This is a genomic window from Helicobacter apodemus (assembly GCF_003097575.1).
Lineage (GTDB): Bacteria > Campylobacterota > Campylobacteria > Campylobacterales > Helicobacteraceae > Helicobacter_D > Helicobacter_D apodemus.
Genome location: NZ_CP021886.1, coordinates 1,240,424 through 1,252,069, shown reverse-complemented (window position 1 = coordinate 1,252,069; position 11,646 = coordinate 1,240,424). Strand labels below are relative to the sequence as shown.

At 34.0% G+C, this 11,646-nt stretch carries 9 protein-coding genes; 7 read left to right on the top strand and 2 right to left on the bottom strand.

Annotated features, from left to right (window positions below; all coding sequences use genetic code 11):
- Positions 1-933: a hydroxymethylbilane synthase gene (hemC, locus tag CDV25_RS06150; RefSeq protein WP_108911202.1), complete on the top strand. Its 933-nt coding sequence runs from the start codon at positions 1-3 to the stop codon at positions 931-933.
- Here hemC and CDV25_RS06145 read toward each other — a convergent pair.
- Positions 930-2,186 carry a glutamate-5-semialdehyde dehydrogenase gene (locus CDV25_RS06145; RefSeq protein ID WP_108911201.1) on the bottom strand — a complete coding sequence of 419 codons (1,257 nt, stop codon included), beginning with the start codon at positions 2,184-2,186 and terminating at the stop codon, positions 930-932. The genes hemC and CDV25_RS06145 overlap by 4 nt on opposite strands.
- Positions 2,187-2,211: 25 nt before the next feature.
- Positions 2,212-4,317 carry an RNA degradosome polyphosphate kinase gene (locus CDV25_RS06140; RefSeq protein WP_108911200.1) on the bottom strand — a complete coding sequence of 702 codons (2,106 nt, stop codon included), beginning with the start codon at positions 4,315-4,317 and terminating at the stop codon, positions 2,212-2,214.
- Positions 4,318-4,452: 135 nt separating this feature from the next.
- Between CDV25_RS06140 and purM the strand changes: the two genes are divergently transcribed.
- The 6 genes from purM to CDV25_RS06110 all read left to right on the top strand — a co-directional run bounded on the left by purM (position 4,453) and on the right by CDV25_RS06110 (position 11,538).
- On the top strand, positions 4,453-5,445 hold the full coding sequence (gene purM, locus CDV25_RS06135; protein WP_108911199.1) for a phosphoribosylformylglycinamidine cyclo-ligase: 993 nt from the start codon (positions 4,453-4,455) through the stop codon (positions 5,443-5,445).
- Between the two features lie 53 nt (positions 5,446-5,498).
- Complete coding sequence (locus CDV25_RS06130) at positions 5,499-6,251, top strand: SH3 domain-containing protein (RefSeq protein ID WP_162550456.1); 753 nt, start codon at positions 5,499-5,501, stop codon at positions 6,249-6,251.
- Positions 6,251-7,033, top strand: coding sequence for a shikimate dehydrogenase (locus tag CDV25_RS06125; RefSeq protein ID WP_108911197.1), 783 nt, complete (start codon positions 6,251-6,253; stop codon positions 7,031-7,033). Before CDV25_RS06130 ends, CDV25_RS06125 begins: the two co-directional genes overlap by 1 nt.
- A gap of 84 nt (positions 7,034-7,117) precedes the next feature.
- A complete protein-coding gene (gene hpf / locus CDV25_RS06120; protein ID WP_034552958.1) occupies positions 7,118-7,666 on the top strand; it encodes a ribosome hibernation-promoting factor, HPF/YfiA family in 549 nt (182 codons plus the stop codon).
- The gene (locus tag CDV25_RS06115; protein WP_108911196.1) at positions 7,644-8,873 is read left to right on the top strand and encodes a tRNA nucleotidyltransferase/poly(A) polymerase-related protein; all 1,230 of its coding nucleotides are present in this window, start codon (positions 7,644-7,646) and stop codon (positions 8,871-8,873) included. Before hpf ends, CDV25_RS06115 begins: the two co-directional genes overlap by 23 nt.
- Before the next feature lie 25 nt (positions 8,874-8,898).
- Positions 8,899-11,538 (top strand): phosphoenolpyruvate carboxylase, encoded by a 2,640-nt coding sequence (locus CDV25_RS06110; RefSeq protein ID WP_108911195.1) that lies wholly within the window; start codon positions 8,899-8,901, stop codon positions 11,536-11,538.
- Positions 11,539-11,646: the final 108 nt, after the last annotated feature.

Sequence of the window (11,646 nt, the reverse complement as noted above, 5' to 3'; positions counted from 1 at the left end):
GTGGAGAGAATTGTTATTGGGACTAGGGGGAGTGTTTTAGCACTTTGGCAGGCAAATTATGTTAAAGAATCTCTTAGAAGGGCTTATCCTAATTGGCAAGTGGAGTTAAAAATTGTGAAAACTAAAGGGGATAAAATCCTTGATGTCCCTTTAGCTAGGATTGGGGGGAAGGGGCTTTTTACTAAAGAATTAGAAACGCTCTTGCTAGAAAATGTTATTGATATAGCAGTGCATAGCCTTAAAGATGTCCCCGTAGAGTTTATAGACGGCTTAGGTTTAGCTGCCATTACTAAACGCGAGGATGTGCGGGATAGTTTTTTAAGCTCTGCTTATAAAGATATAGAATCTTTGCCTAAAGGGGCTAGAGTTGGGACGACTTCTTTAAGGCGGACTATGCAGTTAAAAAGATTGCGGAGTGATTTAGATTGCATAAGTTTAAGGGGAAATGTCCAGACGCGTTTAAAGCGATTAGAAGATGGGGAATTTGATGCGATTATCTTAGCACAAGCAGGTGTTAATCGTCTTGGAATAAAGGGGGTTAAGTATATTTTGCCCCTAGAATTTATGATTCCCGCAATGGGACAGGCGGCACTTGGTGTTGAATGCAAAAGGGATAGTGAGATTTATGAAAAACTTGCCTTTTTAAATGATACAAATTCCCTCTTTGAAACGAGTTGTGAAAGGGAATTTGTGAAAACCCTAGAGGGGGGTTGTCAAGTCCCTATTGGAGCTAATGCTGTGTTTAAGCAAGGCTGCATTACCCTAAGGGCTATACTTGGATTGCCTAGTGGAGAGGAGATTTTAGAGGATAGTATAGAATCTAAAGTTGAGAGTGTAGAGGATTGTCAAAATTTAGGGAGAGCATTGGCTCTAAAATTCATCGCTTTAGGAGCCAAAGATATTTTAATAAGGGCTCAAAATTGGGAGTTTTAGCGCACTTGTCCATTTCCTCTTATTTTGTATTTATAGGTAGTTAAACTCTCTACCCCCATAGGTCCTCTTGCGTGGATTCTAGCTGTTGATATACCCACTTCTGCTCCATAACCAAATTCCTCTCCATCACTAAAGCGTGTCGAGGCATTCACATAGACACAAGCACTATCTATTTGGTTTAAAAACTCTTCAGCAAGGCTATAATCCTCACATAAAATCGCATCACTATGTCCGCTTCCATAGGTTTGGATATGTAAAAGGGCTTCTTGGAAACTTTGCACGATTTTAAGGTTTAAGATATTGTCGTTATATTCTCTATGATAAGCTTCAGCAGGGACTAACTCACATTCTATAGTGTGATGTTTTAAGATATTACAAGATTCTTCACAACCCTTAAGCAAAGTTCCCCTGTCTCTAAGTGCTAATGCTACTTTGGGTAAAAAGTCTTTAGCAAATGCCTTATCTATAAGCAGTGTTTCACAGGCATTACAAGTGCTAGGGCGAGAGGTTTTAGCATTGAGGATAATGGCAATAGATTCTTCAATTTTGCAGCTATGGTGTGCATAAATATGGCAGACTCCTTTATCGTGCTTAATAACAGGGATTTTAGAATGCTCACTTACAAATCTAATCAATCCCTCCCCACCTCTAGGAATGATTAAATCGATAAAATCTTTGGCATAGAGTAATTCTTTTAAGTCTTCTCTCTTTTGCATACTTGGAAGCAAAGTAATAGATTCTAAAGGGAGATGGTGTTGGCTTAGGATTTTATGAAAGATTTGTATAATGCTTTCATTAGAGTTTTGTGCTTCTTTGCCTCCTTTGAGGATACAGACATTTCCACTTTTGAAACATAATCCAGCTGTATCACTTGTTACATTGGGTCTTGATTCATAAATAATAGCAATAACGCCCAAAGGTATGCTAACTTTTTGAATATCAAGCCCTTTAGCATTACTAAAACCACTTAAGATTCTGTGCAAGGGGTCTTGAAAGTCCGCTACTTTTCTTAGGGATTGTGCCATATTCCTAATCTTGGTTTCATCAAGGCTTAGACGCTCTATCATCGCATTGTTTAGATTCATAGCTTGAGCGTTGTTTAAATCTTTCAGATTAGCCTCTAAAAGACTTTGTATATTTGCCTCTAAACCTAAGGCACAATCTCTTAAAAATTGTTGTCTTTGTTGGTGGGGGAGTTTTGCTAGGATATTGGTAGCTATTTTTGCTTTATAGAGTGTTTGGCTAAGATTCATCAAAATTCCTTTTAAGTTTAAGTTTCTAATTCTTTTTAAACATTTGTCTTGAAAGTTTTTTGGCTTTGACTTCTTCTTCCTGCCGTTTTAAAGAGATATAAGTAGAGTTAGTATAATCTTCTAAAATCTTTTGGCTATTGATAGCTTTCTCTCCAGCATTGGGGGAGAGTTTTTTGTATTCACCATTGCTTTGAAGTTCGTGAGATTTAGCATTATCTTCACTTTGGATTTTTAAAATCCCAAAGAGCTTATCCGCTAAATCTTGTTGAAAAATAGGGGTCATTAATTCTACCCTTCTTTCTAGGTTTCTTGGCATTAAGTCCGCACTTGCAAAGTAAATTTGTGGTTTTGAGTGTTTAAAATAATAGATTCTTGCGTGTTCTAGATATTTTCCTACAATAGAGATTACGCGGATATTTTCACTTACGCCTTTGATATTTGGTTTTAAACAACAAATTCCACGAATAATTAAATCTATTTTAACGCCAACATTAGAGGCTTGATAAAGGGCTAAAATCACATCCGTATCGACAATGGAATTAGCTTTTAAGATAATTCTCCCCTCATTCCCCTTTTTAGCTTCATTGTGGATAAGTTCTAAAATCTTAGATTTTATTTGCATAGGGGCGGCAAAGAGGGTTTGAAGTTTGGATTTATGCGAGAAACCAGAGAGATTGTGAAAGAATTTTGTAGCATCTTGGGTAAATTCCTTTTTAGAAGTCATATAGCTAATATCGGTATAAATTTTTGCGGTGCTTGGATTATAATTTCCTGTGCTTAAATGCACATATTCGCGTAATTCTCTCCCGATACTTTTAATCACTAAGGCAATTTTTGCATGCACTTTTAATCCGGGCACTCCATAGATAACATGAGCTCCAGCGGATTCTAAGGCTTTTGCCCAATTAAGATTATTTTCTTCATCAAATCTTGCTTTAAGCTCTACAAGAGCTGTAACTTGCTTACCATTTTCAGCTGCTTCAATAAGTGATTTAACAATAGGGGAGTTTTTGCCAACACGATACAAAGTCATACGAATGGAAAAAACGTCCGGGTCTTTTGCGGCACTTTGGATGAAATTTACAATGGGTTCAAAGCTTTCATAAGGTTGAAAAGAAAGAATATCCCTTGTATCTAACACAGAAAAAATATTCGCTTTAGAATCTAGGGGGGGTAAGATTTTAGCGGTATAGTTTGGAAAAGTCAGATTAGCAAAGTTTTTATTCCCTACAATTTCCCATAGGATATTAGAATTCATCGGTAATTGGTATTCATAAATATCTTCTGCTGAGACTTTAATGTATTGAGCAATAAAACCTTTTAACTCTTCATCCGCGCTTTTGCTAATTTCAAGTCGGATAATCTCTCCCTTTCTGCGAGACTTTAATCCCTCTGTCATTAGCACCATAAAATCATCGGCTTCCTCCTCCTCTATCTCCATATCGGCATTTCTTGTTACCCTAAAGGCACCCCAATTAATAGCTTTAAATCCCGGAAATAACTCACTAGTAAATTCTGCTACAACACTATCTGTATAGATATAAGTATCATCAAGATTGATAAAGCCAGGGAGCATTCTTGAAATTCTTGTCATACCAAATTTAATTTCATTGGGATTATCAAGGTTTTGGAGTTTGAGTGCTAAGACATAGGTAAGATTGTTAAGGTGAGGAAAAGGATGCGTAGCATCTACAGCAATTGGTACAACAATGGGATATAGGTGGTTTAAGAAATATTCTTGAAGCTTTTGTTTTTGGTCTTTATTAACTTCATCATAGGTTTTAATGGATAAACCGATATTTTGGAGTCCTTTTTTAATTTCTTGGTAACAAGATTCTAGACATTCTTGTTCTTTTTGGAGATAGTTTCTAATCTCCTCTAATTGTTCTTTGGGGGTTAATCTATCCGCCCCGCTTTCTATAATCCCCTCACTATAAAGTCGTTTTAATCCCGCAACTCTTACCATATAAAATTCATCAAGGTTGGTTCTATAGATAGCAAGGAATTTTAGACGCTCTAATAAAGGATTACTTTTATCTTGTGCTTCACTTAAAACGCGTGTGTTAAACCTAAGCCAAGATAATTCGCGGTTAATAAAATTTATCGCCTTATTAAGGGTGTTTTGAGACATATTTGCCTCCTACTATATAATTTCGATAAATTATATAGTAGCTAGCATTAAATTTTGTTAATTATAGGCGAAATTCTCAAGCTTTAAGTTGTAATTTTGTATTATTTCCTTGATATTTTGCATTAGAGGGATATTATGGAGAAGCTAAGTTATAAAGATAGCGGTGTGGATATAGCAGAGGGAAATGCTCTAGTAGAGGATTTAAAAGATCTGGCGCAATCTACCTTTAATGCAAATGTTTTAGGAGGAATTGGTTCTTTTAGTGGAGCTTATAAGATTCCTAATGGTTATAAAGAGCCTGTAATTTTAGCCGCTACTGATGGTGTTGGGACGAAATTGCGTCTAGCCATTGATTGGGGGATTTTAGAGAATGTGGGTATAGATTTAGTCGCAATGTGTGTTAATGATTTGATTTGTAATTTTGCTACCCCGCTTTTTTTCTTAGATTATTATGCCACTGGAAAGCTCAATAAAACTAAAGCCTTAGAAGTTATTAAGGGGATTACCAAAGGTTGTTTAGAGGCAGAATGTGCATTAATAGGCGGAGAAAGTGCAGAGATGCCCGGAATGTATCAAAAAGAGGATTTTGATTTAGCAGGATTTGCCGTAGGTATTGCAGAAAAAGAAAAAGTAGAGAGAGAAAACTCTATAAAAGTTGGTGATATTTTAGTGGCACTTCCAAGTAATGGAATACATTCTAATGGTTATTCATTAGTCCGGAAGATTATTGCAGAGCATCGCATAAACTTAGAATCTAACTTTAATGGAAAAACTCTTATAGAGGAGCTTTTAGAGCCAACAAAAATTTATGTAAAAACTTTTAAAGCTATTGAGCATAAAATTAAGGCTTTAGCCCATATTACAGGAGGGGGATTAATAGAAAATATCCCTAGAATCTTGCCCTATGATGTTGATGCTATTATTGAAGAGCAAAAGATACAAACACTCCCTATTTTTGAATGGCTTACAAAATATGTAGAAGATTCTGATAAATATCAGACTTTTAATATGGGGGTTGGTATGGTTTTGGTTTGTGATTGTAAGGAGGCTAATGCCCTTGCTAAAATATGTAATGGTTATATCTTAGGTGAGATAAAACAAGGTAGCAAAAGGGTGAAATTTGCTTAATAAGAGTTTTTTAGCTACAATGTTAGCTTAATTTGCTAAAAGGGTTTATGGATATGTTTGAAGGGATAAAACGTTTTTTTAAGATCTATCCTTTACCTATTTTTGTATTATTGTTAGCTTTTGCCATTTATTATTCTATTTTTGAAATTATTAAAAGACAAGATAGCAAAATACAGCCTCTCACTGAAGCAGAATCTATGCTTTCCCAAGAAGAGGATAATGAATATAATTTAGATGTTTTAGCACAACAACTGCAAAAAGAGATTGTGCCTTTACCTGATGATAATCAAACTGATAATAATGCAGAGATTGAAATTAATAATGAAATACCTAATGAATTAGAGGATCCTAAGAAATATATTACCTCCAAAGTACCTTCTCTTAATATAAGAGAGGAACCTAATACAACTTCTGCTATAATAGGCAAATTCACCCCGCAACTTAAAGCGATTATTTTAGAGGATAATGGTAAGTGGGTATTAATTGGTGAAACTATTACACAAACTACATTAGGCTGGGTTTTAAAAGCCTATACAAGATCCTATTTTTCAGAGAGTTTTATTTCACAAGTTCAGCCAAATTCTTCAGAAAATACCCAAAAAAATCAAGGTAAGCCTATTTACTATACTGCTAAAGTTCCTCGTTTAAATATTCGCCAAAAACCTTCTATAGATTCTCCTATTATGGGTAAGCTTACGCCTCAAGATAGTGTAGAGATTGTTGAGGAAGCCAATGGATGGGCTAGAATTAAGGATAAAAATGCTCTTGAGGGCTGGACTCTTCGTAGATCTCTAATAGAACAATAATGCAATTTGCTGTTGTTGGAAACCCTATTAATCATTCCCTTTCACCCCTTTTGCATAATTACGCCTTTGAAATATTGGGTATTAATGCTTTCTATGGACGCTATTGTTTAGATAAAGAAAAAGATTTTAGATCTTTAGATACCTTAGGGTTAAAGGGGGCAAATATTACTATTCCCTTTAAAGAAATAGCTTTTAGCTCTTGTGATGAAACCTTTGGAATTGCGAAAAAAATACAAGCGGTGAATACTATTGTTTTTTGTAATAATAAGATTTTTGGATATAACACTGATGCGATGGGCTTTTATGAATGTATTGCCTCTTTTAAATTTAAAAATGCCCTTATTTTAGGTGCTGGGGGGAGTGCTAAGGCATTGGCTTGCATTTTGCAAGAAAAAAATATTGATACAACGATTTTAAATCGCTCTAGTGAGCGTTTAACATCTTTTAGAGGGTTTGAAACTTATACCTTTGATTCTTTTAAACCTAAAAAAGCCTATGATCTTATTATTAATGCTACACCCTCTGGATTAGAAAATTCTTTTCCGATTCACAAGGAGCAACTTATAGAGATTTTGAAACAAGCACGATTAGCCTTTGATTTGGTTTATGGCAGAGAAACTCCTTTTTTGCAATTAGCACAATCTTTAAAAATACCCATTCAAGATGGTAAAGATATGTTGGTTTATCAAGCGATTTTAGCTTTTGAAATTTTTATGCAATCCCAAGGAGTAGTCTTTGATAAAAATCTTTTAAGAGAGGCGATGAAAAACCTTGAGTTGTAACTTTTTTAATAATCTTAAAACCTGTTTTTAAAGATATTGTTTTAACTCCATTGTGATACAATATAAAAAAACAAGGAGATTTTTATGAATATAGTGATAACTTCAAGGCATTTTGAACTTACAGATTCCATTAAAGAATATATTATCCATCTAGGTGAGGGGTTAAAAAAATATCATTTAGATATTTTGAGTTTTCGTGTGGTAGTTTCTTTTCAAGAAAAAAAGGGAAAAGAGAAAAAGAAAAAGTCTTTTTTGATTGATATGGCTTTATCTGTGGCAAAGGCTAATATGATTGTTATTAGCCAAAAAGATAAAGATTTGTATGTTGCTGCGGATTTAGCATTTGCAAGAATGCATAAAATTTTGCGTCGTTATCACGATAAAATTAATCAAAAGCATACAACTCCTACTGAAGAATTAATGGCAATGGATATTTTACGCGATGAAGCTTTAACTTTAAAAGGGGAGGATGAGATTGTTCCAATGGATTTGTATTTGCATAAACCTATGGATATTGATGAGGCATTAGAGTGTTTAAAGAGTAGCTCTCAACAATTTTTTGTTTTTAATGATAAAGATTCTAAAATGCGGGTGATTTATAAAAGAATCGATGGAAAATACGGGCTTTACTAAAAAAATTTATCTTGTAGGTGGAGCGGTTAGGGACAGGCTTTTAGGGTTGCCTATAAAAGATAAAGATTATGTAGCAGTTGGTTATACCCAAGATGATTTTTTGCATTTACGCAAAGTTGGCAAAAACTTTCCTGTTTATTTAGTAGATGAATATACACAAATAGCTTTAGCAAGGAGAGAAAGTAAAGTTGCTAAAGGTTATAATGGTTTTTGTTATGAGATAGAAAATATTACCCTTTATGAGGATTTAAAAAGACGTGATTTGACTATTAATGCTATGGCATTAGATGAAAGTAGTGGAGAGATTATCGACCCTTTTAAGGGGAGAGACGATTTAGCCAATAAAGTCTTAAAGCATACCTCCTTGAGCTTTTGTGAAGATCCTTTGCGTGTGATAAGGATTGCGAGATTTAGAGCAAAGTTTGGGGAACTATGGAAAATTCACCCCCGCACTAAAGCTCTCATTGCTACAATGAAGGAGAGTTTAGCGGAGCTAGAGCCTAATAGGCTCTACCAAGAAATAGCAATTCTTTTACATTATGAAAAATCTTATTTATTTTTTCAAACCTTGTTAGATCTTGGTGTTTTAGATAGGGTTTTTCCCTTTATTTACTCACTTAATTCCCTAAAGATAGGGTTTGATAATATAGAAATTTCTGTTTTTGATTATATAATGAAAGTTTTAGAGGTTTTAAAAGCAGGGGGTGAATTGCTTAAACTAAGCACGCTTTATTATTATTTGTTTTTAGAGTTTCTTGCTAATCCTTCTTTATCTCCTAAGCAAAGGGAGGAATCTTTTGAAAAGCACTTAGATATACAAATCCCCAAAACACTTAAAAAATCAATGTTTCTTTTAATGAATAATCACCAAAAAATAAAAACACTATGGCATAGTGATGATTTGGAGATATTAAATGTCTTAGAAAGCTTTAAAAGGAATAAGAATCTTTTGCAATGCCAAATAAGGTTTTTTTACGCACAAGAGAGCGTTTATTGCCTTTATTCTAAGCAATCTTTGCAGTTACCTGTTAAAAGGATATGGAAAATCTTTTATGCCATTGGTAATTATTCCCCTGTAAGTTGGATAGAAAATACGATACCAAAACCCAGTAGAAAAATGATACAAGAGCATATTTTGCAAGAAAAACTTAAGATTATTAGGGCTTTTAAAGCAAAAAATGCCTTTCTTTGTAAGAAAGCGTTATAATGATAAAAAATAAAAGGTGGTCATAATGGAGCAAAAAAAAGATACAGATTTTATTTTTAATTTAATGATGGAATTTTTAGATGAGGTTTCAGCAAATACTAAGGAGTTTTTCATAGTTTTTAAAGAAGAATCTTCTCATCTTTATGAAAAAGATTTATTGCAAAAATTGCCATCAGAGGAAATCCCTAATCTTATTAAAGCTTTTACTTTATACCATTTACTCCTTAATATTATTGATGAGAAAAATCACTTAAAAAAGAACCCAAAAGTTAATTTACAAAAAACTATGCAAGAGCTTAAAGTAGAAGGCTATGATGAAGAGGATATTAAAGCAGTCTTAAAAAGGATGAAGTTTTATCCCGTCTTTACAGCTCACCCAACTGAATCTTTGCGTAGGACATTTTTAGAGAGTTATCACCAAATGTGTGATGATTTGCATTTATGGATTGATTGTGGTAAGCAAGAGGCAAAAGAGCATTTGAAATACCGCTTAAGTTGTTTATGGTATAGCCATATTGTGCGTAGAGAGAAAATAGAGGTATTATTTGAATTAGATAATTTATTATATTTTATGGAAAGCTCCATCTTACAGAGTGGGACAGAGGTTTTAGAGGAAGTGCAAGAAGTTTTGGGGGAGGATTTGAAAAAATCTCCTATTAGGCTTGGTAGTTGGATTGGAGGTGATAGGGATGGGAATCCTTATGTGAATAATTCTGTAATGTTAGCGGTTATGAAGCAACAGCATAAAACCATTATTGAGCATTATTTAAAGATTATTGATAAATTAAGCCGAGAGCTATCCCACGCAAGAGAATATATTTGCCCCACAGAGGAATTATTAGAGAGTTTAGAGGAAGAAAAAGAATGTTTAGATGATATGGCAAGAAAACTTTTTTTGCAAGAGCCTATAAGGGCAAAACTTACTTGTATGAGAGTGAAATTACAAAATAGGATTATTGCTTTAAATCTACCGCAAATAGCTTTAGAGGAGAGTGAGATTTATAAATATCAAACCCCTAAAGAGTTTATAAAAGATATTGAAATGCTTATAGAATCTTTAGATAATCGTAGTAGAAAATATTTAAAGCGATTAAAGAATTTAGTGCTTTTAGCAGGGTTTCATTTAATGCAGCTAGATTTTAGAGAACATCGCGATGTCTTTTGGAGGGCTTTAGCTGAAATTTTTTCTATTTTGGGCTATACACAAGAGGATTTATTGCTTCTACCTCCTAATAAACAAAGGGAGGTTTTAGATTTTGCACTCAATCAACCATCACCAGATCTTAATAAATTCTATGATAAGCTTAGTGTCCAAACCCAAGAGATATTATTGGTTTTTTGGAATTTTCAATGGGCAAAAACAAGGATTAGTGATAATATTATTAATTCGTGCATTATCTCAATGTGTAAGAGTGCGAATGATTTTTTATGTGTTTTTTGGTATGCCAAACAATCAGGGCTTTGGAGAGAGGGAAAAAAGACTAGAATCTCTATTTCACCACTTTTTGAAACTATTTTAGACTTAGAAAATGCTCCTAAAATCTTAAGAGAGCTTTGTAGGAATACGCAATATCTTCAATATTTGCAATCAAGAAAAAATTACCAAGAGATTATGATTGGGTATTCTGATTCTAGTAAAGATGGGGGGATTTTTGCCAGTAATTATTCTTTATATAAAGCAATCTCTAACCTCATAGCCTTAGGGGAGGAATTAAACATTAAGTTCCGATTGTTTCACGGCAGAGGAGGCAGTGTTAGTCGTGGTGGAGGTGCATTAAGTGATGCCCTAATGGCATCCCCTAATAATAGCGTGGCAGGATTTTTAAAGACAACAGAGCAAGGTGAAGTTATTAGCGTTAAATACCTTAACCCTAAAAAAGCAGCTTTTAATTTTTCTAGCATTTTAGCTGCCTTATTGAAAAAATCTGTTTATGATAAATTTGGTGGGGTGCATTTAGCCCCTAAAAAAGACTATGATTCTTTAATGCGAAAGGTTAGTGAAGAATCCTTTAAAGCGTATCGGGTATTAGTTTATCAAACAGAGGGTTTTATGGAGTATTTTAAGAGTGCTACCCCTATAGAGTTTATCCAGCAACTCAATATTGGCTCACGCCCTAGTAAGCGAAAAGATACGCAGAGGGTAGAGGATTTACGCGCTATTCCTTGGGTTTTTGCTTGGACACAAAATAGAGCTATTATCCCTGCTTGGTATGGGCTTGGTAGTGGATTGCAAAAAGCAAATGAGACTTACGATAAGGAAATATTCCGGCAATGTTATCAGGAGGATTTGTTTTTTAAAACCACCATTGATAATATTTCGCAAGCATTTTTAAAAGTAGATTTAGAAATTGCGAAATTTTATAATGAGTTTGTAGAGGAACAAGAGATTAGGGATAGAATCTGGCAGATGATTAAGAGAGAATATACTTTAAGCTTAGAATGGCTTTTATTTATAAGACAAGAGGAGTGCTTATTAGCTAGTGAGAAGATGATTCAAGAATCTATTCTTTTGCGTAAGCCTTTCTTGACAAGCCTTAGTTTTTTGCAGCTCTATCTCATTAAACAATATAAAAACGCACATTATCCCCAACAAAAAGAGAGGATTGTTGAGCAGATTGTAACAACCATAGTAGGTATAGCACAGGGTATTAGAAATACAGGTTGATAGAGTTCATATAGAGTTCATATGATGTTTTGTTGAGTAAGATAGTAAATTTTAAGAAAATATTTACTATAATGAAAAAACTATATTAATTACTTATTTTATGTTTTT

What these genes read in the sequence shown, in the direction of transcription:
- CDV25_RS06145 (WP_108911201.1), bottom strand. Translation starts at nt 2,186, where the DNA reads ATGAATCTTAGCCAAACACTCTATAAAGCAAAAATAGCTACCAATATC.
- CDV25_RS06140 (WP_108911200.1), bottom strand. Translation starts at nt 4,317, where the DNA reads ATGTCTCAAAACACCCTTAATAAGGCGATAAATTTTATTAACCGCGAA.
- purM (WP_108911199.1), top strand. Translation starts at nt 4,453, where the DNA reads ATGGAGAAGCTAAGTTATAAAGATAGCGGTGTGGATATAGCAGAGGGA.
- CDV25_RS06130 (WP_162550456.1), top strand. Translation starts at nt 5,499, where the DNA reads ATGTTTGAAGGGATAAAACGTTTTTTTAAGATCTATCCTTTACCTATT.
- CDV25_RS06125 (WP_108911197.1), top strand. Translation starts at nt 6,251, where the DNA reads ATGCAATTTGCTGTTGTTGGAAACCCTATTAATCATTCCCTTTCACCC.
- hpf (WP_034552958.1), top strand. Translation starts at nt 7,118, where the DNA reads ATGAATATAGTGATAACTTCAAGGCATTTTGAACTTACAGATTCCATT.
- CDV25_RS06115 (WP_108911196.1), top strand. Translation starts at nt 7,644, where the DNA reads ATGGAAAATACGGGCTTTACTAAAAAAATTTATCTTGTAGGTGGAGCG.
- CDV25_RS06110 (WP_108911195.1), top strand. Translation starts at nt 8,899, where the DNA reads ATGGAGCAAAAAAAAGATACAGATTTTATTTTTAATTTAATGATGGAA.